The organism is Amycolatopsis sp. NPDC051716, assembly GCF_040681595.1.
Classification (GTDB): domain Bacteria; phylum Actinomycetota; class Actinomycetes; order Mycobacteriales; family Pseudonocardiaceae; genus Amycolatopsis.
Genome location: NZ_JBFAZA010000014.1, coordinates 202,358 through 225,756, shown reverse-complemented (window position 1 = coordinate 225,756; position 23,399 = coordinate 202,358). Strand labels below are relative to the sequence as shown.

Below are 23,399 nucleotides of genomic sequence, written 5' to 3'. Positions count from 1 at the left end.
CCGCGCCGCAGCCGCCCCACCGCGCACACCACCATCCGCCCGGAACTCGACACGGGGCCGGCCAAACGCGTGCGCTGAGCCGGGGTTGTGCGCAGAATGCGGGGCATGCCCCTACCGCTGAAGCCGCCGCTGAAGCCGATGCTCGCCAAGCCCGCCAAGGCCATCCCCGACTCCGGGGGCCTGCTGTTCGAACCGAAGTGGGACGGCTTCCGCTGCATCGTCTTCCGCGACGGCGACGAGCTGTACCTGCAATCGCGCGCGGAAAAGCCGCTCAACCGGTACTTCCCGGAGGCCGTCGCGCGGCTGCTGGACACCCTGCCACCGCGGGTCGTGCTCGACGGTGAGCTCGTCGTCGCGCGAGACGGGCGGCTGAACTTCGACGCCCTCACCGAACGCATCCACCCCGCCGAAAGCCGGATCACGCTGCTGTCCGCCGAACAGCCCGCCGAGTTCGTCGCCTTCGACCTCCTCGCCCTGGAGGACGAGCTGCTGCTCGACGAACCGACGTCCGTCCGCCGCGAACGCCTCGTCGAACTGGCCGGCGACCGGTTCCCGCTCACCCCGGCGACCACCGATCCCGGCACCGCACGCCACTGGTTCGAGCTGTTCGAGGGCGCCGGCCTCGACGGCGTCATCGGCAAGCCCCTCGACGAGCCCTACACCCCCGGCAAGCGCGTCATGCTCAAGTACAAGCACGTGCGCACCGCCGACTGCGTCCTCGCCGGGCTGCGCTGGCACGTCGACGGCGCCCCGGGTGAGCTCGTCGGCTCCTTCCTGCTCGGCCTGCACGACGAAAAGGGCGTGCTGCACCACGTCGGCACCATCGGCTCGTTCCCCAAGGACCGCCGCCGCGAGCTCGCCGAGGAACTGGCGCCCCTGATCACCGACGGCGAGGACCACCCCTGGGGCGGCCGGGCCACCGGCGAAGCCCAGCGCATCCCGGGCGGCATCACCCGCTGGCGCGCCACCGAGCACGAATGGGTGCCGTTGCGGCCCGAGCGCGTCGTCGAGGCCGCCTACGAGAACACCGAAGGCGGCATGCCGTCGCGGTTCCGGCACAACGCGCGGTTCAAGCGCTGGCGGCCCGACCGCGAACCCGCGTCGTGCGACTACAGCCAGCTCGAGGAGCCGGCCCGCTACGACCTCGACGCCGTCTTCCGCGGCCAGGTGGTCCGGACCCGCTAACCCGCGTCCCACACCTGCCGTGCGAAGCTCGGCCTGCCCCTTGATCGACGTTCGACGTGAGGACACCGCCCGTGCGCCGCCGCCGTACCCGTCTCCTGGCCGCGCTGCTCGCCCTGACCGCCGCCGCGGGCTGCGCCGCGGGGCCGTCGGTGCGCCCGGCGCTGGTCGAGAACGACGGGAAGACGACCGGCGGCACGCCGCCCCGGGCACCCGGGGTCCCCCTGCCGCCGCTGGGCGAACCGCGGTCGCCGGCGCTGAAGTGGGCCGACTGCGACGACGACACCCGCCAGCGCATCGGCACCCCCGGCGTCCCGGACGGCCTGCACTTCACCTGCGCCCGCGTCACCGCACCGCTCGACGCCCCCGGCGAGCCGCGGCGCTCGCTGGTGCGGCTGCTGGCGCTGAAGGTCGGCAGCGGGCCGGTGCCGCTGGTCGTGGTCAACGACGTCGACGGCGACCCGGGCACCGTGTACGCCGCGCGGCTGGCCGCGACGCTGCCGCCCGCGTTCCTGGAGAAGTTCTCGCTGATCGGCCTGGACCGGCGCGGCACCGGGCTCTCCGGCGCCGCCCAGTGCGTCCCCGCCGACATCCGGCACGACCTCGTCGACGTCGACCCGGCCCAGGGCGGCCTGGGCGACGTGCTGGACGCGGCCCGCAAGGCCGGCCAGCAGTGCGCCATCGAGCTGGACGACACCCAGACCGCGCTGGACAGCTGGCGCGGCGCGGGCGACCTCGACGAGCTGCGCAAGCAACTCGGCATGGAGCGGCTCGACGCGCTCGGCCACGGCGACGGCTCGAAGGTGCTGGCCGAGTACGCGGTGCGCTTCCCCGGCCAGGTCGGGCGCGTGGTCCTCGACGGCGTGCCGGACCCGGGCGCCGACACGGCCGCGGTCCTCGACGCGGTCGCCGCCGGCGCGCAGTCCACATGGGACGCTTTCGCGACGGACTGCGCGGCGCGGCACTGCGCCCTCGGCGACCCGAAGGCGGCGCTGGCCGCGCTCACCGACCAGCTGCGGCGCGCCCCGGCGTCGATCGACGACGACGTCGCGTTCGGCCCGGGTGTCGCGATGTACGCCGTCTACACGGGACTTTCGCAGCGCGCGCGGTGGCCGGAGCTGGCCGACGCGATCACCGCGGCGCGCTCCGGGGACATCGGGCCCCTCTCGGCGTTCGCCGCGCCGGTGCTGCACGACTCGCGCGCCCAGCCGTCCCGGATCGACGCCACGATCGCGACGCGCTGCAACGACAGCCAGACCCGGCTCTCGGCCGACCAGCTCGACCAGGTCGTGGCCGGGATGCGCGGCAAGTACCCGCAGTTCGGCGCGGTCATCGCCCAGCAGCTGGCCTGGTGCGGCCCGTGGCCGGTGCGCACCGAGCCGCTGCCGCCGCCGGGCGCGCCCGGCGCCCCGCCGATCCTGGTCGCGGCCACCGCGACGGACCCGATCACGCCTCAGGTCGGCAGCACCCGCGCGGCCGACCAGATGCCCTCCGCGGTGACGATCACCTGGCAGGGCGCGGGCCACGGCGCCCTCGGCGTCTCCCCCTGCGTCACCGACGCGGCCCGCGCCTTCCTGATCGACGGAAAAATCCCGGCCGACGGCACCCTCTGCCCCGCCTGACCCCGTGATTGACGGGTCAGCATGCGTGATCAGAAGGTCATCACCCGTGATTGAAGGGTCGACACGGGGTCACCGCCGTGTCGACCCTTCAATCACGCGGGTCAGCGGGCGGTGTTGAGGCGGGCGGCCTGGCGGGTCAGGTGGTCGACTTCGGGGAGGCTGGCGGCCTTGGCCGCCGCCTCGGCGTAGAGCCTCGCCGCCGTCTCCAGGTCGCCGTCGCGCTCGTGGAGGTAGGCCGACACCGCGGTGTAGCGCGGGACCGTCTCCTCCACTTCCGCGAGCGCCGCCAGGCCGGCCCGCGGTCCGTCCGCCTCGCCGACGGCGACCGCGCGGTTGAGCCGCACGACCGGGCTGCCGGTCAGCCGGACGAGCTCGTCGTACCACTCGACGATCTGCACCCAGTCGGTCTCCGCGGCGTCCTGCGCGTCGGCGTGCAGGGCCGCGATGGCCGCCTGGGCCTGGAACTCGCCCAGCCGGTCGCGGGACAGCGCCCGCTGCAGGACGGCCACCCCTTCGGTGATCAGCGCGGTGTCCCACCGGGACCGGTCCTGCTCGGCCAGCGGGACCAGGGCGCCGCCGTCGGTCGTCCGGGAGGCGCGCCGGGCGTGGTGCAGCAGCATGAGCGCGAGCAGCCCCGCCACCTCCGGGTGGTCGATGGACGCCGCGAGCTGCCGGGTCAGCCGGATCGCTTCGGCGGCGAGGTCGACGTCCCCGGAGTACCCCTCGTTGAAGACCAGGTACAGGACGCGCAGCACGGTGGCGACGTCGCCGGGCTGGTCGAACCGCACCCCCGAGACGGTCCGCTTGGCGCGGCTGATGCGCTGCGCCATGGTCGCCTCGGGCACCAGGTACGCCTGCGCGATCTGCCGCGTCGTCAGCCCCCCGACGGCCCGCAGCGTGAGCGCGACCGCCGACGACGGCGTCAGCGACGGGTGCGCGCACAGGAAGTACAGCTGGAGCGTGTCGTCCACGGCCGCCGCGGGCCCGGGCGCCACCTCGGTGTCGACGACGTCCTCGCGCTTGCGGCGGGCGGCGTCCGCCCGGGTCGCGTCGAGGAACTTGCGCCACGCCACGGTGACCAGCCAGCCCTTCGGATCCCGTGGCGCCTCGGCCGGCCAGACGCGCAGCGCCTCGACGAGCGCCTCCTGGACGGCGTCCTCGGCCGCCGCGAACTCGGCTCCGCGGCGGACGAGGACACCCAGGACACCCGGCGTGAGGCTCCGGAGCAGGGCTTCGTCCACGGCTCAGCCGATCCGCTCGGCCAGCTCGACGATGATCCCCTCGGGCCCGCGGAGGTAGCAGAGCTTAAAGCTGTCCTCGTACCGCACCACCTCGCCGACGAGCTCGGCGCCGTGCGGCCGCAGCCGCTCCAGGACCCCCTCGATGTCCGCCACCTCGAACAGGATGTGCCGCAGACCGGGCGCGTTCGCCGGCGCCTCCGGGTCCCCCGCGGGGCCCGACGGCGTCCGGTACCGGATCAGCTCCAGCTTCCCGTGGCCGTCCGGCGTCCGCATCATCACCATCTCCGACCGGACGCCGGCCAGCCCGACGATCCGGTCGACCGCCCGGCCCGAGACTGTCATAACCCCCTCCCCGTCCCCCTCCCCCTCGACCTCGAGCCCGAGCTCGGCGAAGAACGCCTTCGCCGCCTCGAGGTCCCCGACGACGATGCCGACGTGCTCCAGCCGTGGCAGAACCATGGTGCTCCCCGTCATTCCGTGATGGTCGGCGGCGCGGCCAGGAACGGGCGCAGCTCGAGCCACTCGTGGATCGGCTCCCCCTTCGGGCCGGGCGCGGCCGACAGCTCCGCGGCCAGTTCGAGGGCGCGTTCGTAGCTGTCGACGTCGATCACCGTCCAGCCGGCGATGAGGTCCTTGGTCTCCGGGAACGGCCCGTCGGTGACCGGCGGCCGCCCCTCGCCGTCGTAGCGGACGAACGTGCCCTCCGGAGCGAGCGCCTGGTGCTCGACGAATTCGCCGGTGGCCACGAGCTTGTCCCCGAAGTCCTGCATGTACTGGATGTGCGCCGCGATCTCCTCCGGCGTCCACTGGTCGATGGACGTGTCGCAGTTCGCCGGGGCCGGCGCGCCGCGGTAGTGCTTCAGCAGCAGGTACTTGGCCATCGTGGTGCTCCCTCGGTGTGTGGCGACCCATTCTGGCCGCTTCCACCCCGGGGACGGAGCCGGTTCCGGCGTTTCGACATCGCCGGAGAAGATTTTTTGCGGCCGCCCGCGAAGGGCGGCCGCACGGGCCTACTGGCGGTAGGACTCCACCTCGGAGACCGGGCGGGCCGCGGCGTCGTCCGGGTTCTCGTGGAACTCCGTCTTCGCGCGCCGCTGCCGCAGCAGGTCCCAGCACTGGTCGAGCTGCTGCTCGACCGCGGTGAGGCGGTCCTTGTCGCCGCCGCTCAGCCCCACGCCGACCGAGCGCGACCGGAGCTCGTGCTCCTCCGCGATCAGCTCGTCGATCCGGCCCAGGATTTCGCCGTCGGCCATCTGTTCCTCCTCTTCGCGGGTACTCGCGATCAGACGCTACCCCGGCCCCGGGAATTCCCGCCGCGCCCGGATCGTTGACCAGGGCATGAGCACCGTTGAGCTGACCGCTGAGAACTTCGACCAGACGGTAACCGACAACGAGTTCGTCCTGATCGACTTCTGGGCGAGCTGGTGCGGGCCGTGCCGCCAGTTCGCGCCGGTCTACGAAAAGGCCTCCGAGGAGCACGAGGACATCGTCTTCGCGAGCGTCGACACCGAAGCGCAGCAGCAGCTCGCGGCCGCTTTCGACGTCCGCTCGATCCCGACGCTGGCCATCATCCGGGACAAGACGCTGATCTACGCCCAGCCGGGCGCGCTCCCCGCGCCCGCCCTCGAAGACCTCATCAAGCAGGCTCGCGAGGTCGACATGGACGAGGTCAAGCGCAAGGCCGCCGAAGCCGAGGCCGAACAGGCCTGACCACCACCACACGACGAAGGCCGCCCCGCGGGGCGGCCTTCGTCGTGTTCAGGACCGGGTGGCGAGCCCGCGCAGGAAGAACGCCAGGTTCGCCGGGCGCTCGGCCAGCCGCCGCATGAAGTAGCCGTACCACTCGTCGCCGTAGGGCACGTAGACGCGCATGCGCGTCCCCGAAGCCGCGATCCGCGCCTGCTCCTCCGGCCGGACGCCGTAGAGCATCTGGAACTCGTGGTCGTCGTCCGTGCGGCCGTGCTCCTCGGCCAGCGCGGCGGCGATCTCGATCATCCGCGGGTCGTGCGAAGCCACCATCGGGTAGCCCTCGCCCGCCATCAGGACACGCAGGCAGCGGACGTAGGACTTGTCCACTTCGGACTTCTCCGGGAACGCCACCGACTCCGGCTCGGCGTACGCGCCCTTGCACAGCCGCACGCGCGAGCCGGGGCCGGCCAGCTCCCGGCAGTCCTGCTCGGTGCGGCGCAGGTAGGCCTGCAGGACCGCGCCCACCCACGGGTACTCGCCGCGCAGCTCGCGCAGGATGCCGAGCGTCGAGTCCGTGGTGGTGTGGTCCTCCATGTCGAGCGTCACGGTGGCCCCGACCGCCTCGGCCGCCGCGCAGATCTTCCGCGCGTTCTCCAGGGCGACGTCCTCGCCGTCCGACGGCAGGAACTGCCCGACCGCCGACAGCTTCACCGAGACGTCCGCCCCCTCGGCCAGGCCTTTCGCGGCCAGCGCGGTCAGGACGGCTTCGTAGGCCGCCACGGTCGCCGCCGCCTGCGCGGCGTCGGTGGTGTCCTCGCCCAGGTGGTCGAGGGTGATCCGGCGGCCGTCCGCGGCCAGTTCCCCGGCCACGCGGACGGCGTCGGCGGTCTCGGACCCAGCCACGAACCGGCGCACCACGGAGCGCGTGGCGGGCACGGCCTCGACGAGCCGCCGGATGCCCTTCGACCGGGCGGCGGCGAGCAACGGGGCACGCAGCATGACGGTCTCCCTCTCAGCCCTGGTGCGGGTAGCGCACGCTGGTCGGCGGCACGAAGGTCTCCTTGATCGAGCGGGGGCTCGTCCAGCGGAGCAGGTTGAAGATCGAGCCGGCCTTGTCGTTGGTGCCCGAGGCCCGCGCCCCGCCGAACGGCTGCTGGCCGACGACGGCGCCGGTCGGCTTGTCGTTGACGTAGAAGTTGCCCGCGGAGAACTTCAGCGCCTCGGACGCCTTCGCGACGGCGGTGCGGTCGGCGGCGATCACCGCGCCGGTCAGCGCGTACGCGGCGGAGGAGTCGATCAGCTTCAGGACGTCGTCGAAGCCGCCGTCCTCGTAGACGTGCACCGAGAGGATCGGGCCGAAGTACTCGGTCGAGAAGATCTCGTGCTTCGGGTTGTCCGAGACGAGGATCGTCGGCTTGACGAAGTACCCGACGCTGTCGTCGGCGGTACCGCCGGTGAGGACCTCGACCGAAGCATCGTCGCGCACGCGGTCGAAGAGGTCCGAGTGCTTGGCGAACGCGCGCCGGTCGATGACCGCGCCGCCGAAGTGCGACAGGTCGGTGACGTCGCCGTAGGACAGCGCCTCCGTCTCCGCGACCAGGCCGTCCTTCAGGGCGTTCCAGACGCTGCGCGGGATGTACGCGCGCGAAGCGGCGGAGCACTTCTGGCCCTGGTACTCGAAAGCGCCGCGGACCAGCGCGGTGCGCAGGACGTCGACGTCGGCCGACGGGTGCGCGAGCACGAAGTCCTTGCCGCCGGTCTCGCCGACCAGCCGCGGGTACGAGCGGTAGCCCGCGATGTTCGCGCCGCCCGTGCCCCACAGGTGCTGGAAGGTCGCGGTCGAGCCGGTGAAGTGGATGCCGGCCAGGTCGCGGTGGGTCAGCGCGACCTCGGAGACGGCCTTGCCGTCGCCCGGCAGCAGGTTGATCACGCCCGGCGGCATGCCCGCCTCTTCCAGCAGCCGCATGGTCAGGTGCGCGGCGAACGACTGCGTCGGCGACGGCTTCCACAGCACGGTGTTGCCCATCAGGGCGGGCGCGGTGGGCAGGTTGCCGGCGATCGCGGTGAAGTTGAACGGCGTGATCGCGTAGACGAAGCCCTCGAGGGGCCGGTGCTCCATCCGGTTCCACACGCCCGGCGAGCTGATCGGCTGCTCGGCGAGGATGCGGCGGCCGAACTCGACGTTGAAGCGCCAGAAGTCGGCGAGCTCGCAGGCGGCGTCGATCTCGGCCTGGGTCGCGGTCTTCGACTGGCCGAGCATGGTGGCGGCGTTCAGCGTGGCGCGCCACTTGCCGGTGAGCAGGTCGGCGGCGCGCAGCAGGATCGCGGCACGGTCGTCGTAGGACAGCGCGCGCCATTCCGGGGCGGCCTTCGCGGCGGCCGCGATGGCGTCGGTGGTGTCCTGCTGCGTCGCGCTGTGGATGGTGCCCAGCACGTGCTTGTGGTTGTGCGGCTGGACGACGTCGATCTGCTCGCCGCCGCCGGGGCGCTGCTCGCCGCCGACGGTGACCGTCAGGTCGACCGGTTCCGCCTGGCCCAGCCGCTTCAGCGCACCCTCGAGCTCGGCGCGCTCGGCGCTGCCCGGTGCGTAGGTCAGCACCGGCTCGTTCGTCGGGGCGGGGGTCTGGGTCACGGCGTCCACGGCGGCTCCTCTGCTTTCTGTCCAAGTGCCCCGAACGGTAACTCCGGACACGTGCCCGCGGCTTGTCCGATCGGCTAAAATCGCTCGTATGATCTTGGCCGACCGGATAACCCGCCGGTGACGTCGCTGCGGCACGTGCTCGCCACCCTCGGGGAGCCGTTGGTCGAGGTCGTCGTGGCGCCGCACGGGCTCGGTGTCGACGTCACCGACGTCGTGATCCTCGACCCCGAAGACCCGCTGGAGGCGTCCCCGGGCGACCTGGTGCTGGTGATCGGCGCCCGCGGCCGGGCGGCGGCCCCGGCCATCCGCGCGGCCGGGCGCGGCGGCGCGGCCGCGGTGGCGGTCAAGGGCGCGACCGGAGCCGACGTCGCCGCGGACGCGGGCGTCGCGCTGCTCACGGTCGGCGCGGAGGCGCGCTGGGAGCAGGTCGAATCGCTGGCTCGCGGAGTCGTCGAGGCGGCACGCGCGGGCGGGGAAGCGGCCAGCGGCGAGGTGCTGGGCGACCTGTTCGCCCTGGCCCAGACCATCGCGACGCTCACCGGCGGCCTGGTCAGCATCGAGGACACGGCGAACCGCGTCCTCGCGTATTCGCGGGCGGGCGACGAGGTCGACGAGCTGCGGCGGCTGTCGATCCTCGGCCGCGAAGGCCCGGAGCGCTACCTCGCGATGCTCCGCGAATGGGGCGTCTACCAGCGGCTTCGCGCCGGGGAAGGGATCGTCCGGATCGACGAGCGGCCCGAGCTGGGCATCCGCCGCCGCATCGCCGCGGGCATCCACGCCGGCAAGCAGCCGCTCGGCACGATCTGGGTCCAGGAGGGCGCCCAGCCGCTCACCGAACGGGCCGAGACGGCGCTGCTCGGGGCGAGCCGCACCCTGGCGCCGCAGCTGATCCGGGCCCGCACGCTGCCGAGCCCGGAACTGCGGCTGCGCGAAGACCTCCTGGCGAGCCTGCTGGAAGGGCGGCTGGACGCGGAGTCCGTCGCGGACGACATCGGCGCCGATCCGGCCCGGCCGGCGCAGGTCCTGGCGTTTTCGCTGGAGCGCTCGGACAACCGGCAGCTGCGGCGCGCGGAACTGGTGCACCTGATCGCCGTCCACACGGCGGCCTACCGGCGCAGCGCGCTGGTGAGCGTGATCGGCGGCCGCGTCTACGCGCTGCTGCCGGACCTGCCCGAGCACTCCGACGCGGCGGTGCTGGCGCTGGCCCGCGAAATCGCCGCCACCGCCCGCCGGCACCTGGACGTCCCGGTCCGCGCGGCCCTCGGCGGCGTCGTACCCCGCTTGTCGGAGGCGGCGGCGTCCCGGGGCGACGCCGACCGCGTCCTGGCGGCGATGACGCGCGGGCACTGGGCCGCCGACGTCGCCTCGCTGGCCGACGTCCGCGCCGAGGTGCTGCTGTCGGAGGTGCTGGCCTTCCTGGGTGCGCAGCCGCGGATCCGCGACCCCCGGCTGACCACTCTGGTGGAGCACGACACCGAGCACGGCGGCATCCTCGTGCCGGCGGTCCTGGCCTGGTTGAACGCGTTCGGCGACGTCCGCGCGGCGGCCCGGCTGCTGAACATCCACCCGAACACGGTCCGCTACCGGGTCCGCCGCGCGGCCGAGGTGTCCGGCGTCGACTTCGACGACCCGGCGCAGCGCCTGCTCACTCAGCTGCAGCTGAGGCTGTGACCCTGCTAGCTTCGCGCCCGTGGATCTCTTTTCGCGCACGTGGGCGGCGTTGCGCCTGGCGGTCGCTTCCGTTCCTGATGCGGAGTTCGCGAAGCCGTCAGGCTGCCTGGGCTGGCTGGTCCGGGACCTGGTCTGCCACCTGGTGATCGACGCGCAGGACGTGCTGATCACGCTGGCCACCCCGGCCTCCTCGGCGTTGACGCACGACGCGATCACGTACTGGGCGGTGTCTTCCGGGCCACCGACCGGCGACGACCCGCTGTCGGCGCTGATCGTCCGCCTCGCGGCGGCGTACGAGGACCCGGCGCTGCTGAAGTTCCACCTGGACGACGTGGGATCGGCGGCGGGCCGAGCGGCGGACCTCGCGGACCCGGCCACGCGCGTATCGACGCTGGTGGCGAACGTGCCCTCGGCGGCCGGGCCGCCCGCCGAGGGCCTGGCGCGGACGCGGGTGATGCTGGAGAAGATCGCGGGAGCGGAGTTCCCGCGGTCGTTCTCGGACGAGGACGTCCTGCTGGTGGGGACGGGTCGGCGCGAGCCCTCGGACGCCGAGGGCGAGGCACTGGGCGACCTGGCCGCGCGGCTGCCACTGGTGCTCGGGTGAGGCAGGGCGCCCTGCCTCACCCGGCTCACCTCACGCCTTCACCAGGCTGAACCGGCGCCGTTCGACGTCGATGCGCTCGATGCGGACCGGCAGCCGCGTTCCGGTCTGCGGCACCTCGTCCGTCACCAGCAAGCCGTGGATGCCGTCCGCGACTTCGACGAACGCGCCGAACGGCAGCACCCGGGCCACGACGCCGTCGAGGACACCGCCCTCGGCGTGGGCTGCGGAGTCGGCGGGCCACCAACCCACCCGGAGGTCACGGCACAGCCGGTTACCCCCGTCTGCTCACGGCTCGAGGCCGACTCGGCAGCCATCCCGAAACCGGACCACCGGAATACGGCACCGTAATTCTCCGACGCGATATCCGCAAATCAGGAAACAGCTTTACGCGAGCGCGCGCAGTTCGGCCAGCCGGGCCAACGCGGCGAAAGAATCGAGCCGCGCGGATTGGTCGTAGGCGGCGGCCGTGGCGAGGATTTCGTCGGCGCCGGTGACCGCCACTAGCCGCCCCAGCCGGTCCGCCACCTCGTCCGGCGTGCCCGAAATCTGACCGTCCAAAGTCTCCTCGAGCCGCCGGCGCTCGCGGTCGGTCATCGGCGCCGCGAGGATCTCACCCGGCGGGTCCAGGGGCGGGAAGACGCCGTGGGAGCGCGAATACACCGTCGCCCAGGCTTCCGAGACGAGCAGGCGCCGGGCGTCGGCCGCCGAGTCCGCCACCGCGATGGCCGTCGACACCACCACGTACGGCTCCAGCGCCCACTCGGACGGCTGAAACCCGTCCCGGTACCGAGACACGGCTTCGGCCAGCGCACGTTCGCCGCGCACCGGGGCGATCACCAGCGGCAGCCCGAGTTCCGCGGCGAGGTCCGCGCCGGACCCGGTGGCCAGCAGGAACGGCGGCACGCGCAGCCCCTCGGCCGGGTAGGCGTGGACGCCGGGGTAAGCGTGGTCCCCGGTGAAGAACCCGAGCAGCTCACGGACCTGGGCGCCGAAGTCGCCGGCATCCTCTTTGCCGTGCCCCAGCGCCGATCGGACGCCGCCGGTGAAGCCGACGGACCGGCCGAGGCCCATGTCGATCCGGCCCGGGTGAAGCGCTTCCAGGACGCCGAACTGCTCCGCCACGACCAGCGGCCGGTGGTTCGGCAGCATCACGCCACCGGTGCCGACGCGGATGCGCGAGGTCGCCCCGGCGACGGCGGCGGCCAGCACGGTCGGCGCGGACCCGGCGACGCCCGGCACGCCGTGGTGCTCGGACACCCAGAACCGGTGGTAGCCCAGCCGTTCGACGCCGGCCGCGAAGGCGACGGTGTCCCGCAGCGCCTGCGCGGGCCCGCGGTCCCGCCGCACGGGCGAACGGTCGAGCACGGAGAACAGCGTCACGCAGGGTGCAACGCCGGGCGGGCGACGGGATTCCCGTCAGGGCCGCCAGCGCTCGCTGTACTCCGGGTGGTCGGCGTAGGGCAGGGCCAGCAGGCGCAGCGTGACGCACCAGTTGGAGCCGGCCTCGTCGGCGGGCACGTGGCAGGTCTCACACCAGTATTCGCTGCCGTAGAGCGGAAAACCGGGGACCTTCTCCGACACCGTCGTGCGATGGGCGAGCAGGATCCGCCGGGTCGCCTCGATCTCGTTGATCATCTGGTTGACCACGTCGAGCTCGAGGTCGGTGAGCCCGCGGATCTTCTGCTCCACGGCGACCTTCGTCTCGCCGCGGTTCATCACCTCGCCGGCCTTCGCCTTGTTGACGGCCTGCATGATCAACGCCTGCCGCGCGCCCACGCGCGCCGCGAGGAAAGCGATCAGGTCGTCCACGAACGGCCTCCTTCCTCGGACCCGCCCCCCGAGGGTCCCGGGGAGTCGCCGATCCGGGACCGCACGTTACGCCGTCGGAGACCAAGATCGTGACACGGAGATCGGCCGTGCAACATTTGTGACCCGAAAGGCGACAGCGGGCGCTTGCGCGATCACTCGCCGCATCACCTGCTGGGACATTCGGCTCAGCGTGCCAAGCATTTCCGTCGACGCTGTGGTTCCGGTTACACGGGCACTGCCGCAAGCCGGGAAGGGTCAGTCGTTGCGGGCTTTGCTCGGCTGGACCCGCTTCGGCTCCCCCGGCATCTTCGGGTAGTCCGGCGGATACGGCATTTCCCCCAGCCCGTGGTCCCGCTCATCCCGCTCGTACCACTCCAGCGCCGTCTCCAGCCCGAACGACACGTCGTCCATCGGGGCGTGCAGGTCTCCGTGCTTTTCCAGGAACGCCGGGATCGTCAGGACGTCGAAGTCGTCCGCGTCGACCTCGCCCAGCAGGTCCCACGTCAGCGGCGTCGACACCGTGGCGCGCGGGGTGCCGCGGACCGACCAGGCCGAGGCCACCGTGCGGTCGCGGGCCGCCTGGTTGTAGTCGAGGAAGACCCGGCCCTCCCGCTCCTCCTTCCACCAGCTGATCGTCGCCTTCTCGGGGATCCGGCGGGCGACCTCGCGGCCCAGCGCGATCACCGCGTGCCGGACCGCCACGAAGTCCCACTCCGGGCGGATGCGGACCAGCACGTGCACCCCGCGGCCGCCCGAGGTCTTCGGCCAGCCCGTCAGGCCCGCGTCCGCCAGGACTTCGCGGACCACCATGGCCACCTCGACCGCGTCCGCGAAGCCCGCCCGGTCCGGCGGGTCGACGTCGATCCGGAGCTCGTCCGGGTGGTCGGTGTCCGGGCGGCGGACCGGCCAGGGGTGGAAGTCGAACGTGCCCAGGTTGGCCGCCCACGCGAAGACCGCGGGCTCGGTCGGGCACACCTCGGCCGCCTTGCGGCCGGACGGGAACGTGATCTCGGCGGTCGAGACCCACTCGGGCGCGCCCTTCGGCACGCGCTTGGCGTAGAACCAGTCGCCCTCGACGCCGTCGACGTAGCGCTTCAGCGTCGTCGGGCGCTCGCCGATCGCGCGCAGCAGCGGCGCGCCGACCGTGATGTAGTGCTCCACGACCTGCCGCTTCGTGATGCCGCGCTGGGGGAAGTACACCTTGTCCGGGCTCGTGACGCGGACCGTGCGCCCGTCCACCTCGTACTCGACCGGATCACCGTTCTTGGGCATGCGGCCACGCTAGCCCGTGCCCGGCGGCCCGGTAGGCTCGAACGGGTGTCCGGCCGCACCAAGCTGATCGTCGCGCTCGCCGTGCTCGCCGTCTTCGCGGCGGCCGCGGTGCTGCTGCCGATCCCCGGTCCGGCCGAGCTGCGGGCCTGGGCCGCCACCACCGGCCCTGCCACCCCGCTCGTGCTGCTCGTCGCGTACTCGCTGCTCACCGTGGCGCCCGTCCCGCGGACGGTGTTCAACCTCGCCGCCGGCCTGCTCGTCGGCACCGCGGCCGGGATCGCGATCGGCCTGGTCGCCACCACCATCGCCGCCGGCCTCTCGTTCGGCCTGGCCCGCTCGCTCGGCCGCGACCTGGTCACCCGCCACCTGCACCGGTCCGCGGTGCGGACGGTGAACGACCGCCTTTCCGGCGGCGGCGTCCTCGCCATCACGTCGCTGCGGCTGATCCCGGTGGTGCCGTTCGCGCCCTTCAGCTACCTCTGCGGGGTGTCCTCGGTGCGGCTCGGCCCGTACCTGGCCGGTACGCTGCTCGGGAGCGTGCCCGGCACGGTCGCCGTGGTCGTCCTCGGCGACGCCCTGACCGGCGACACGCCGCCCGCGCTGCTCGCCTGTTACGGCTTGTTCGCGCTGGCCGGAGCGATCGGGCTGGTCAAGGTGTTCAAGAAGCGGGCACCGGCCGAACCGCAGCTCGCCGGACCGGCTGGCTGACGCGAACTCCCGCGCTGCCGACCGCTACACTCGATCGGGTGCGCGAAGCGGTACCGCGCTGAGCAGGGCCACCACCACCGGGAATTTCGTCAGGAGCAGTCGCCATCGACACCGGTCAGCTGATCGCGGGGCACTACCGCCTCGTCGAACACATTGGTAGCGGTGCCATGGGTGTCGTGTGGCGCGCGACCGACGTGCGCCTCGAACGCACCGTCGCGATCAAGCAGATCCTCCCGCAGCCGGGTGTCTCCGAGACCGAACGCGACAACATGCGCCAGCGCGCGATGCGCGAGGCGAAGAACGCGGCCCGGTTCCAGCACCCGAACGCCATCGTCGTGTTCGACATCGCCGAGCACAACGGCGACCCGTGCCTGGTCATGGAGTACCTGAACGGGCCCAGCCTCTCCACGATCCTCTCCGAGGAGGGCACCCTGCCGCTCGGCCGGGTCGCCCGGATCGGCGAGCAGGTCGCGTCCGCCCTGGTGGCCGCCCACCGCGCCGGGATCGTGCACCGTGACGTCAAGCCGGGCAACATCCTCATCGACGAGACCGGCACCGCGAAGATCACCGACTTCGGCATCTCCCGCGCGGCCGGCGACATGACGCTGACGGCGACCGGCCTGATCGGCGGCACGCCCGCGTACCTGGCACCCGAGCTGGCCCGCGGCGCCGACCCGGTGCCCAGCTCCGACGTCTTCGCCCTCGGCGCGACCCTCTACCAGGCGATCGAGGGCACCACGCCGTACGGCAACACGACCAACCAGCTCGCGCTGCTCTACGCGGCGGCGAACGGCCAGATCAACCCGCCGGTGCAGGCGGGCGGGGCCACCGCGCTGCTGATGAGCCTGCTGCGCAGCGAGCCCGCCGAGCGGCCGAGCATGGCCGAGGCCCGCGAGCGGCTGGCCGCGCTGGCCCGCACCGAGCCCGGCGGCATGACGGCGTCCCCGCCGCTGCTCTCCGGCGGCTCAGGCCGCAAGCCCGCCGCCCCCGCGTCGGGCGACGACGAGCGGCCGCCGTGGCAGCGGACGGCCAACAAGGCACCGTCGTCCCCGCCGGTCGGCACGCCCGTGCCCGCGAACAAGGCACCGTCGAACCCGCCGCGCCCGACCGCGGCGTTCATGCCGATGCGGTCCCCGGCCGCCCCGCCGAACACCCCGCCCAGACCGATGCCCGCGGCCGCGCCGTCGGCCAGGGCCCCCCAGTACTCGTCGGGCACCGCGAAACCGGACAACAAGCGCAAGTACGCCTTGTTCGCCGGCGCCGGCGCGGCGGTCGTCGTGGTCGCGGTGATCGTGTTCCTGGTCCTGAACTCCGGCAACGGCGGTTCGGGCGGCAACCAGGCGGCCCAGTCGCCGGGCAACCAGCCGACGACGGGCCACAGCACGCCCAAGACCAACAGCCCGAGCAACTCGAACGCCTCCGCGGACCTGGGCAAGACGCCGACCTCGGGCAGGATCGAATTCACCCCGGCCGGCCTGCGGGTCATCGCGTTCTACGACTTCCCGAGCGGGACCGCGGCCTCCTGGGGCATGCTCACGCTGGCGGCCCAGCAGGTCTACGGCAGCCAGGATGCCTTCACCGAGTACTGGAGCAAGTTCAAGTCGGTCGGCGCCAAGCGGGCGAGCGGCGCGTACAACGACGACGGCTCGGTCACCATCACCGCCACGGTGGTCTTCCCCGACCACGAAGAGTCCCGGTCGTTCCGGATCGTGAACTCCGGCGGGCAGCTGCTCCTCGACGCCCAGACCAAGGCGAACGCCGACGCCGGTCCCGGCTCGGGCAACTGAGACGTAACGCGCGTCCGGTGGGCTGACGGGCCCGGATGGCCTACCGTGGTGGCATGGCCGACGACGGAGCTTCGCTGCCGGGCCCGAATCCTCGCTTCCACGAGGACCTGGTCGGCCTGGACCCGTACGACCCGGAGGCGCGCGCGTTCGCCGAGCACCTCGACCGCATCGAACGCTGCGGCCCGAACTACACCATCGAGGCCGCGCTCGACGGCGTCGCCGACTTCGCCGACTCCAGCAACCGGCTCGGCGGCCTGCGCTACTGGGTGTCGGCGCTCATCGTGATCCTGATCGTGCTCGGCGTGATCGTGGCCGCATGGGACATCGTGGTGCACGCCCTCGCCTGGCTCGCGGCGTAACGTGGATCGGGTGAAAGGTATGAAACCCGTTGTCGGCGCGACCCCTCGCGTCGTGAAGTCCGAGCAGGAATGGCGGGCGCAGCTCAGCCCCGACGAGTTCGCCGTGCTCCGCCAGGCGGGGACCGAACGGCCGTTCACCGGTGAGTACACCGACACCAAGGCCACCGGCGTCTACGAGTGCCGCGCGTGCGGTGCCGAGCTGTTCCGCAGCGACACGAAGTTCGAGAGCCACTGCGGCTGGCCGTCGTTCTACGACCCGGCCGACTCCGACGCCGTGCTGCTGCGCGAGGACCGCGCCATGGGCATGAAGCGGATCGAGGTGCTCTGCGGCTCCTGCCACAGCCACCTCGGGCACGTCTTCGAGGGCGAGGGCTACCCGACCCCGACCGACCAGCGCTACTGCATCAACTCGATCTCGCTGAAACTGGTCACCGAGCCCTAAGAACCCGTCGTCCTAAATCCTCCTTAAGCGAGCAACCCGCCGCCCTTCCTCGGACGTAGTCTCCGCACACGGACGAGGGAGGGCGGACTCATGACCGACACCTGGGGTATTCCCGGACCGGTGTTCGCGGGGCTCTACCTGGGGGCGCTGTTCCTGGTGGCGCTGGTCGCGCTGGTGCGCGCCGCGCTGCTGTTGCGGGGACGCACCGGCGGGGCACCGGACAAGGCCGAAGAACTGGCGCTGCTGACCGGCGGCCGGGAGCGCGTCGGCGAATGGGTCGTCGCCGGGCTGCTCGAACGGCAGCTGATCCGGCTCGACGGCACCGGACGCGTGCACCGCGTCCGGGGTTCGGCCGCCGACGACCTGGGCCGGGCCGCGCTCGAGCGGATCGGCAAGACCGGCAGCTCCGTCGACCGGGTGCGGGCCGAGGTGGCGCGCCATCCGTCCGTGGCGGACCTGGAGACCGGGCTGATCGCCCGCGGCCTGCTCACCGACGTCCGGAAACTGCACCGGACCCGGCTGCTCGTCGCCGTGGCGAACTGGGCGCTGTTCGTCCTCGGCGTCGTCCGGCTGATCGCGGGCTCTTCGACCGGGCACCCCGTCGGCTTCCTGCTGGCCCTGCTCGCCCTGAACATCGTCGCGGCCGTGGTGGCCACGGTCCGCGCCGCGAACAAACCGCAGGTCAAGGCCACCTTCGCCGGCCGGGCGGCCGCGGAAGAGGCGCGCCGCGCGCGGACGCTCGTCACGGGTCCGGCCGGGGCCGTCGCGGCCGACGGCTTCGGCAGCCACCCGGAGAAGGACGTCCGGCTGGCCGTCAGCCGCGCCACCCAGCAGTCCACGGCACGCGCCGCGCGCCGTCCGCGCGGCCGCTGGGCGAGCGGGGGTGGCGGCGTGGCCGTCGGCTACTACGGCGGCAGCTCCTGCGGCGGTGGCGGCAGCTCGTGCGGCGGCGGGGGCGGCGGCTGCGGGGGTGGCGGAGGCGGGGGCTGTGGTGGTTGAAACGCCGACGCGAGCGCGTGCGTCTCACAGCTACGGTAACCGCGACACACTGAGGGGAGACGGGCGATGACCGACCCGTGGGGCATCTCCGGACCGGATTTCGTGGTCCTCTACATCGCGTTGCTCGGGGCGGTCCTGCTGATCAGGGTCGTCGTGTCCGGGATCGTGAGCAGCCGGGCGATGCGGGCGGACGCCGTCGCGCCCGGGCCGCCGCCGAGCGTCTACCAGCTGGCCTTCCTCGCCGGCGGCCCCGACCGGGCCGTCGACGCGGCGATCGCGGCCCTGGTCGAGCGCGGGCAGCTGCGCGTCAACAGCTACAAGCAGGTCAGCAAAACCGGCACGCGGCCGGTGGAACCGCTGGAGCGGGCCGTCTTCGACGTCGCGAAACTGAAGACGACCGCGATCATCCGGGCGAAGGTCCGCGTTTCCGCGGCGATGCGGGCTTTGGAGGAGGGTCTCGACCAGCGCGGGCTGCTGGCGTCGGCGGCCGCCAAGCGGCAGGCGCGGACGTTCGGGCTGCTCCTCCAGCTGGCGGTGCTGGCGTTCGGCGTGGCGCGGCTGGTCACCGGCATTTCCCTCGGCCGGCCGGTCGGGATCCTGGTGTTCCTGGTCCTCGTCGCGGCGGTGCTGGCGATCGTGGCGGCGGTCCGCCGGTCGAAGGCGGGCGCCCGGCAGCCGTCGGCGGCGGGGCACCGCCTGCTCGGCCAGGCCCGCGCCGCGGCGAGCGGCCCGGTCCCGGCCGGCATGCTGGCCGGCGGCGTCCTGCTCGGCGGGGCGGCGGCCGCGGTCGCGCTGGGCGGCTGGGCGATGTACCCGGACGAGGAGCTGAGCGCGGCGCTGACCCCGCCGATGACGTCGGCCGGGGGCGGTGGCTCGTCCGGCGGGTCGTCCTGCAGCAGCGGGTCGTCGTGCTCGAGCTCGTCGTGCAGCAGCGGGTCTTCGTGCGGTTCGTCGTGCGGCGGAGGGGGCTGCGGTGGGTGAGCTGGGCATCGGGATCGGCTGGCGGCACGAGCTCGACCTGTCCATCGCGCGGCTGCCGGGCGTGGACTGGGTCGAGGTCGTCGCCGAGAACCTGCACGCCGACCACCTGCCGGAGACGCTCGTGGCGCTGCGCAAGCGGGGCCTGCCGGTGCTGCCGCACGCCGTCTCGCTGTCCCTCGGCGGCGCCGAGCCGCTGGACACCGGCCGCGTCCAGCACCTCGCGGAGGTCGCGCGGGCGCTGGACGCGCCGCTGGTCAGCGACCACGTGTGCTTCGTGCGCGCGGGCGGGCTCGATTCGGGGCACCTGATGCCGCTCCCCCGCACGCGCGAGGCGCTGGACGTGCTGGTGGCGAACGTCCGGCTGGCCCAGTCCATCGTGGACGTGCCGATGGCGCTGGAGAACATCGCCGCGGTGCTCGACTGGCCGGACGCCGAGCTGACCGAGGAGCAGTTCCTCACCGAGCTGACCGACCGGACGGGCTGCCGGCTGATCATCGACGTCGCGAACCTCTACGCCAACGCCCGCAACATCGGCACGGACCCGGTGGCGTTCCTGGACGGAATCCCCTGGGAGCGGCTCGCGTACGTCCACATGGCGGGCGGCATCGAGCGCGACGGTGTGTACCACGACACGCACGCGCACCCGGTGCTGCCGGAGGTGCTGGCGTTGCTGACGGAGCTCCGCCGCCGGACGGACCCGCCGGGAGTCCTGCTGGAGCGCGACGACGACTACCCGGCCGACCACGAGCTGGCGGCGGAGCTGTCGGCCCTGCGGACGGCGGTGACGGGGTGAGCCGCGCGGAGTTGGCCCGGCGGCAGGCGGAGCTGCTGCAGGCGTTGCTGGCCGACGGCCCGCCCCCGGCGGGCTTCGACCCGGCCCGGCTGAAGGTGGAGGCGGCGGTTTTGCGCCGGAAGCACGGGCGGGTGCTGGCGTATCAGCGGCCCGAGCTGACGGAGGCGCTGGGTGAGCGGTACGAGCCGCTGTTCGCGCGGTTCACCGCGGAACGGCCGAAGAAGGCGGCTGAGCGCTCGGGGGCGTATGCCGACGAGTTCGTGACGTGGCTGATCGAGGGTGGTCACCTGCCCAAGCCCCGGCGGCGGCTGGTGGACCGCCTTCGGCGCCGCTGATCGGTCCCGGCACAGGGTGCTCGCCCGGTCCGGTAGCGACGGCAGGCAGCCAGGCGACTTGGTCGACATGGAGCAGATGAAGCAAGGCCGGGCGGTTCTGGCACGAGTCTGGCACCGGCGCGCGGGGACGTGGTGGTGGGCGATCGCCGTGATCGTGGTTCCGGTCGCGGCGATCGCAGCGTCGGCCGTCACTGTGCTGTTGATGTCCGTCAGCTCGGGAAGCCCGCAGAACCAGATCGAGCTGATCAAAACCGGGCTCACCGTGGGCGCCGGCACCGGTGGCATCGTCGCCTTGGTGCTCGCGGGACGGCGGCAGTGGGCCACTGAACGCGACTCCACCGAACGGCGCCTGACCGAGCTGTACCTCAAGGCCGTCGAGCAGCTGGGGTCCGACAAGTCTGCCATCCGGCACGGAGGCCTCTACGCGCTCGAACGGGTTGCCCAGGACAACCCCGCCCAGCGCCAGACCGTCGTCAACGTCATCTGCGCCTACCTTCGCAATCCATATCTCCCGGCGGTGCCGCTCACGGGGTCGCGCCGGCTCGGGGCACGCCGTGCGCCGCGGCCCGCGCCGTCCGGCGACCTTCCGCTCCGTGCCCGGATGTCAGTCACGGTGCCCTCGCCCAGCAGTGCAACCACCGCCGAAGCATGGCAGGAACGCGAAGTCCGGCTGACCGCTCAGCACATTCTCGCTCACCACCTCCGGCCCGGCGAAGACGACGACCACCCGCTCGACACGTTCTGGCCCGGCATCGACCTCGACCTCGCCCGGGCCAGGCTCATCGACTTCGACCTGAGCGAGGCTCAGGTCAGGACCGCCCGCTTCGGTGGAACCACCTTCGAGGGACGCGCGGACTTCGCGGGCACGAGGTTCGACGCGGAAGCCTGGTTCAGCAGGACCAGGTTCGCCGGGGACGCCCGCTTCGACAACGCCGATTTCAGCGGCGCCGTCGTGTTCGAGGAGACGATCTTCGACGGATATGCCGCCTTCACCGGCGCCGCCTTCGGTCAGTTCAGCGTGTTCGGCGGAGTGATCTTCGCTGGCCACGCCTTGTTCGACAACGTGACGTTCGGGCTGGACTTCCTCTTCGGCGAGGCGGAGTTCGCCCACGGCGTTCCTGGCCCGCTCGCCGGCCGGAGCCTCGGCGGTCCTGGGGCGAACACGCAATCGGCGACGGAATAGCCGGTTGGCGTCAGGGCGTCCAGGTCGGTTTGTCGACTCCCGGCTCCCGCGTCCCGAACTCCCAGTGCGGCTCCGCGCCCGGCAACCCGCCGGCCATCCGGACCCGCGTCATCCGCCCGTACCCGCTGTCGACTTCCTCCAGCAAATCGCCGTAGTCGACGTCCACCGCCGCAGCATCCTTGCGGCCCAGCGAATCCAGCCACCGCCCCGTGCCCGCCAGCGACAGCCGCGCGCGCCACGTGCCACCTTCCACCACCTGGCGGTGCAACGCCGTCATCACCGCCGCTGCCGTGAGCCAGCCCGTCGCGTGGTCCAGGGCCTGGACCGGCAGGGGTGACGGCGGGTCGCCCCAGGCCAAGCCGCTCGACATCTGGATCAGGCTGTCGAACCCGCGGCGCCGGGCCCAGGGGCCCTCCCAGCCGTACGCGCTCAGGTCCGCGACCACCAAGCCCGGCCGCAGCTCGGCCAGCTCCGCGGGCCCGAACCCGATGCGTTCGAGAGCGCCCGGGCGGAACGACTGGACCAGCACGTCGGCCCGGCTGATCAGCTTCTTCAACCGGGCGCGGCCGCCCTCGGTGTCCAGTGCGACGAACGTCGATCGCTTGCCCTGGTTCGTGTCCCGCACCAGGGCCTCGACCCGCGGCAGGTGGGCGGCTCCGACGTGCAGGACGTCGGCGCCGTGCGCGGCCAGGATCCGCCCGGCGACCGGCCCGGCGAGCACGTGCGTCAGCTCCAGCACCCGGATCCCGCCCAGCGGCCGGTCCGAGTAGAACAGCGTCCGTTTCGGGGCCGGGCCCAGTGGCGTCAGCGACACCAGTGGCAGCGAAGCCACCGCCTCGCCCTGCGGGTGGACGGCCCAGTCCTCCGGCGACCGCAGCTCGGCCGCCGCTCCCCCGGCCGACACGACGGCGTGCTCCACCTCGCGCGCCGGACGTCCGGCGACCGCCTTTTCGACGGCCTCGCGCGCTCCGGGGACACCGAGCCCCCAGCACACCGCCGATTCGTGCCGCGGGTAGTTGCCGTGCAGGCGCACCCAGCCGTCGGCCGTGCGGTAGTCGCCCGACAGGGGCGCCCAGGCGGGCTCCGCGCCGACGCCCTCCACGCGCAGCAGCCGCTCGCTCCCGAACGCCGCCGCCGCGTGCCGCGTGTCCGCCGTGACCACGCCGGGCTCGATTTCGCGCAGCTTCAGCATTTCGGTCGCCGCCAGCGTCGCCGCGGCCACCGAAGCCGTGGCGGCCGCCGCCACCCGGTACGGGCCCGGCAGCACGTCTTCGGTGCCGGTCAGTTCGAAAGGTCCCGGCGAAGATCCGGTAAGGGCGTTCCAGACACCCTCGACGATGTCCCGCACTGTCGTCTCGAGCCGCACTACGGCAGAGCCGCGACGAGCTCGGCGGGCGGCACGCGGGTGCCGGTGTAGAACGGGATCTCTTCGCGCACGTGCAGCCGCGCCTCGGTGCCGCGCAGGTGGCGCATGAGGTCGACGATCCGGTGCAGCTCGTCGGCCTCGAAGGCGAGGATCCACTCGTAGTCGCCCAGCGCGAACGACGCGACGGTGTTCGCGCGCACGTCCGGGTAGTCGCGGGCTTCCTTGCCGTGGTCGGCGAGCATCTTGCGGCGGTCGGCGTCCGGGAGCAGGTACCACTCGTAGGACCGCACGAACGGGTAGACGCAGATGAACTTGCGGGCCTCTTCGCCGGCCAGGAACGCCGGGATGTGGCTCTTGTTGAATTCGGCGGGCCGGTGCAGCGCGGTCTGGCTCCAGACCGGCATCGACGCGCGGCCCAGCGGCGTCCGGCGGAAGCCGGCGTAGGCGGCCTGGACCTGCTCGATCTCCTCGGCGTGCCACCAGATCATGAAGTCGGCGTCGGCGCGCAGCGCGGAGAGGTCGTACACGCCGCGGACGACGACGCCCTTGGCCTCGAGCCCGTCCAGGTACTCCGCGGTCTCGCGGCCGGCGGTCCCGCGGTCCTCACCCAGCCGGCCCGGCTCGATCCGGAAGACCGACCAGGTGGTGTAGCGGATGGTGTCGTTGAGCTCGTTGTAGTTGACCCGCGCCATGGGTCCATCCTGTCACCGCGGCG

Annotated in this window: 26 protein-coding genes; 14 read left to right on the top strand and 12 right to left on the bottom strand. The window is 72.9% G+C overall.

The genetic code is table 11. The features are described 5' to 3' along the window. The first annotated feature begins 105 nt into the window (after positions 1-105). Complete coding sequence (locus AB0M30_RS21385; protein WP_364585983.1) at positions 106-1,185, top strand: ATP-dependent DNA ligase; 1,080 nt, start codon at positions 106-108, stop codon at positions 1,183-1,185. Between the two features lie 71 nt (positions 1,186-1,256). Further along, complete coding sequence (locus AB0M30_RS21380) at positions 1,257-2,804, top strand: alpha/beta hydrolase (RefSeq protein ID WP_364585981.1); 1,548 nt, start codon at positions 1,257-1,259, stop codon at positions 2,802-2,804. A 101-nt stretch (positions 2,805-2,905) separates the two neighbouring features. On the opposite strand, the gene AB0M30_RS21375 is transcribed toward AB0M30_RS21380, so the two are convergent. The 4 genes from AB0M30_RS21375 to AB0M30_RS21360 all read right to left on the bottom strand — a co-directional run bounded on the left by AB0M30_RS21375 (position 2,906) and on the right by AB0M30_RS21360 (position 5,298). Continuing rightward, on the bottom strand, positions 2,906-4,045 hold the full coding sequence (locus tag AB0M30_RS21375) for a DUF6596 domain-containing protein (RefSeq protein ID WP_364585979.1): 1,140 nt from the start codon (positions 4,043-4,045) through the stop codon (positions 2,906-2,908). Positions 4,046-4,048: 3 nt separating this feature from the next. Next, positions 4,049-4,504 (bottom strand): VOC family protein, encoded by a 456-nt coding sequence (locus AB0M30_RS21370; RefSeq protein WP_364585977.1) that lies wholly within the window; start codon positions 4,502-4,504, stop codon positions 4,049-4,051. 11 nt (positions 4,505-4,515) lie between these two features. Continuing rightward, complete coding sequence (locus AB0M30_RS21365) at positions 4,516-4,926, bottom strand: YciI family protein (protein ID WP_360180667.1); 411 nt, start codon at positions 4,924-4,926, stop codon at positions 4,516-4,518. 129 nt (positions 4,927-5,055) lie between these two features. Next, on the bottom strand, positions 5,056-5,298 hold the full coding sequence (locus AB0M30_RS21360) for a DUF2630 family protein (RefSeq protein ID WP_003068842.1): 243 nt from the start codon (positions 5,296-5,298) through the stop codon (positions 5,056-5,058). An 85-nt stretch (positions 5,299-5,383) separates the two neighbouring features. Between AB0M30_RS21360 and trxA the strand changes: the two genes are divergently transcribed. After that, on the top strand, positions 5,384-5,755 hold the full coding sequence (trxA, locus tag AB0M30_RS21355; protein ID WP_364585975.1) for a thioredoxin: 372 nt from the start codon (positions 5,384-5,386) through the stop codon (positions 5,753-5,755). Between the two features lie 48 nt (positions 5,756-5,803). Here the strand turns inward: trxA and AB0M30_RS21350 are convergent, their stop codons facing one another. Together AB0M30_RS21350 and pruA are read right to left on the bottom strand one after the other, a co-directional pair. Beyond that, positions 5,804-6,733, bottom strand: a complete 930-nt coding sequence (locus AB0M30_RS21350; protein ID WP_364585973.1) for a proline dehydrogenase family protein — start codon at positions 6,731-6,733, stop codon at positions 5,804-5,806. A gap of 13 nt (positions 6,734-6,746) precedes the next feature. After that, positions 6,747-8,375 (bottom strand): L-glutamate gamma-semialdehyde dehydrogenase, encoded by a 1,629-nt coding sequence (gene pruA / locus AB0M30_RS21345; RefSeq protein WP_364585971.1) that lies wholly within the window; start codon positions 8,373-8,375, stop codon positions 6,747-6,749. Positions 8,376-8,492: 117 nt separating this feature from the next. Between pruA and AB0M30_RS21340 the strand changes: the two genes are divergently transcribed. After that, positions 8,493-10,046: a helix-turn-helix domain-containing protein gene (locus AB0M30_RS21340; protein WP_364585969.1), complete on the top strand. Its 1,554-nt coding sequence runs from the start codon at positions 8,493-8,495 to the stop codon at positions 10,044-10,046. Positions 10,047-10,065: 19 nt separating this feature from the next. Further along, entirely contained in the window at positions 10,066-10,650 is a 585-nt protein-coding gene (locus AB0M30_RS21335; protein WP_364585967.1) for a maleylpyruvate isomerase N-terminal domain-containing protein, read from the top strand. A gap of 30 nt (positions 10,651-10,680) precedes the next feature. Here AB0M30_RS21335 and AB0M30_RS21330 read toward each other — a convergent pair whose 3' ends face one another. The 4 genes from AB0M30_RS21330 to AB0M30_RS21315 form a co-directional block, all read right to left on the bottom strand. Continuing rightward, the gene (locus tag AB0M30_RS21330; RefSeq protein ID WP_364585965.1) at positions 10,681-10,899 is read right to left on the bottom strand and encodes a S1 RNA-binding domain-containing protein; all 219 of its coding nucleotides are present in this window, start codon (positions 10,897-10,899) and stop codon (positions 10,681-10,683) included. 135 nt (positions 10,900-11,034) lie between these two features. Then, the gene (locus AB0M30_RS21325; protein ID WP_364585963.1) at positions 11,035-12,030 is read right to left on the bottom strand and encodes an LLM class flavin-dependent oxidoreductase; all 996 of its coding nucleotides are present in this window, start codon (positions 12,028-12,030) and stop codon (positions 11,035-11,037) included. A 36-nt stretch (positions 12,031-12,066) separates the two neighbouring features. After that, positions 12,067-12,459 (bottom strand): DUF6221 family protein, encoded by a 393-nt coding sequence (locus AB0M30_RS21320; RefSeq protein WP_103339470.1) that lies wholly within the window; start codon positions 12,457-12,459, stop codon positions 12,067-12,069. A 255-nt stretch (positions 12,460-12,714) separates the two neighbouring features. Next, complete coding sequence (locus tag AB0M30_RS21315) at positions 12,715-13,731, bottom strand: DNA polymerase domain-containing protein (protein ID WP_364585961.1); 1,017 nt, start codon at positions 13,729-13,731, stop codon at positions 12,715-12,717. Between the two features lie 45 nt (positions 13,732-13,776). On the opposite strand from AB0M30_RS21315, the gene AB0M30_RS21310 reads away from it, so the two are divergent. The 9 genes from AB0M30_RS21310 (at position 13,777) to AB0M30_RS21270 (ending at position 21,318) form a co-directional block, all read left to right on the top strand. Next, a complete protein-coding gene (locus tag AB0M30_RS21310; RefSeq protein ID WP_364585959.1) occupies positions 13,777-14,439 on the top strand; it encodes a TVP38/TMEM64 family protein in 663 nt (220 codons plus the stop codon). A 119-nt stretch (positions 14,440-14,558) separates the two neighbouring features. After that, positions 14,559-16,226 (top strand): protein kinase, encoded by a 1,668-nt coding sequence (locus AB0M30_RS21305; protein ID WP_364586023.1) that lies wholly within the window; start codon positions 14,559-14,561, stop codon positions 16,224-16,226. A 53-nt stretch (positions 16,227-16,279) separates the two neighbouring features. Next, the gene (locus AB0M30_RS21300) at positions 16,280-16,585 is read left to right on the top strand and encodes a hypothetical protein (RefSeq protein ID WP_199191365.1); all 306 of its coding nucleotides are present in this window, start codon (positions 16,280-16,282) and stop codon (positions 16,583-16,585) included. 19 nt (positions 16,586-16,604) lie between these two features. Then, on the top strand, positions 16,605-17,027 hold the full coding sequence (msrB, locus tag AB0M30_RS21295) for a peptide-methionine (R)-S-oxide reductase MsrB (protein WP_103339475.1): 423 nt from the start codon (positions 16,605-16,607) through the stop codon (positions 17,025-17,027). Positions 17,028-17,117: 90 nt separating this feature from the next. Next, entirely contained in the window at positions 17,118-18,026 is a 909-nt protein-coding gene (locus AB0M30_RS21290; protein WP_364585957.1) for a TIGR04222 domain-containing membrane protein, read from the top strand. Positions 18,027-18,092: 66 nt separating this feature from the next. Beyond that, positions 18,093-19,007: a TIGR04222 domain-containing membrane protein gene (locus AB0M30_RS21285; RefSeq protein ID WP_364585955.1), complete on the top strand. Its 915-nt coding sequence runs from the start codon at positions 18,093-18,095 to the stop codon at positions 19,005-19,007. Next, on the top strand, positions 19,000-19,800 hold the full coding sequence (locus tag AB0M30_RS21280; protein ID WP_364585953.1) for a DUF692 domain-containing protein: 801 nt from the start codon (positions 19,000-19,002) through the stop codon (positions 19,798-19,800). Before AB0M30_RS21285 ends, AB0M30_RS21280 begins: the two co-directional genes overlap by 8 nt. Continuing rightward, complete coding sequence (locus AB0M30_RS21275) at positions 19,797-20,135, top strand: hypothetical protein (protein ID WP_364585951.1); 339 nt, start codon at positions 19,797-19,799, stop codon at positions 20,133-20,135. Before AB0M30_RS21280 ends, AB0M30_RS21275 begins: the two co-directional genes overlap by 4 nt. Before the next feature lie 67 nt (positions 20,136-20,202). After that, on the top strand, positions 20,203-21,318 hold the full coding sequence (locus AB0M30_RS21270; protein WP_364586021.1) for a pentapeptide repeat-containing protein: 1,116 nt from the start codon (positions 20,203-20,205) through the stop codon (positions 21,316-21,318). 10 nt (positions 21,319-21,328) lie between these two features. Here AB0M30_RS21270 and AB0M30_RS21265 read toward each other — a convergent pair whose 3' ends face one another. Together AB0M30_RS21265 and hemQ are read right to left on the bottom strand one after the other, a co-directional pair. Next, positions 21,329-22,666 (bottom strand): CoA transferase, encoded by a 1,338-nt coding sequence (locus AB0M30_RS21265; RefSeq protein WP_364586019.1) that lies wholly within the window; start codon positions 22,664-22,666, stop codon positions 21,329-21,331. 17 nt (positions 22,667-22,683) lie between these two features. Beyond that, complete coding sequence (gene hemQ, locus AB0M30_RS21260; protein ID WP_364585949.1) at positions 22,684-23,376, bottom strand: hydrogen peroxide-dependent heme synthase; 693 nt, start codon at positions 23,374-23,376, stop codon at positions 22,684-22,686. Positions 23,377-23,399 lie beyond the last annotated feature (23 nt).

Excerpts from the sequence above, each read along its gene's own strand:
- AB0M30_RS21385 (WP_364585983.1), top strand. The coding sequence starts at position 106 with ATGCCCCTACCGCTGAAGCCGCCGCTGAAGCCGATGCTCGCCAAGCCC.
- AB0M30_RS21290 (WP_364585957.1), top strand. The coding sequence starts at position 17,118 with ATGACCGACACCTGGGGTATTCCCGGACCGGTGTTCGCGGGGCTCTAC.
- trxA (WP_364585975.1), top strand. The coding sequence starts at position 5,384 with ATGAGCACCGTTGAGCTGACCGCTGAGAACTTCGACCAGACGGTAACC.
- msrB (WP_103339475.1), top strand. The coding sequence starts at position 16,605 with ATGAAACCCGTTGTCGGCGCGACCCCTCGCGTCGTGAAGTCCGAGCAG.
- AB0M30_RS21350 (WP_364585973.1), bottom strand. The coding sequence starts at position 6,733 with ATGCTGCGTGCCCCGTTGCTCGCCGCCGCCCGGTCGAAGGGCATCCGG.
- AB0M30_RS21270 (WP_364586021.1), top strand. The coding sequence starts at position 20,203 with ATGGAGCAGATGAAGCAAGGCCGGGCGGTTCTGGCACGAGTCTGGCAC.
- AB0M30_RS21365 (WP_360180667.1), bottom strand. The coding sequence starts at position 4,926 with ATGGCCAAGTACCTGCTGCTGAAGCACTACCGCGGCGCGCCGGCCCCG.
- AB0M30_RS21315 (WP_364585961.1), bottom strand. The coding sequence starts at position 13,731 with ATGCCCAAGAACGGTGATCCGGTCGAGTACGAGGTGGACGGGCGCACG.
- AB0M30_RS21285 (WP_364585955.1), top strand. The coding sequence starts at position 18,093 with ATGACCGACCCGTGGGGCATCTCCGGACCGGATTTCGTGGTCCTCTAC.
- AB0M30_RS21360 (WP_003068842.1), bottom strand. The coding sequence starts at position 5,298 with ATGGCCGACGGCGAAATCCTGGGCCGGATCGACGAGCTGATCGCGGAG.
- AB0M30_RS21300 (WP_199191365.1), top strand. The coding sequence starts at position 16,280 with ATGGCCGACGACGGAGCTTCGCTGCCGGGCCCGAATCCTCGCTTCCAC.
- hemQ (WP_364585949.1), bottom strand. The coding sequence starts at position 23,376 with ATGGCGCGGGTCAACTACAACGAGCTCAACGACACCATCCGCTACACC.
- AB0M30_RS21370 (WP_364585977.1), bottom strand. The coding sequence starts at position 4,504 with ATGGTTCTGCCACGGCTGGAGCACGTCGGCATCGTCGTCGGGGACCTC.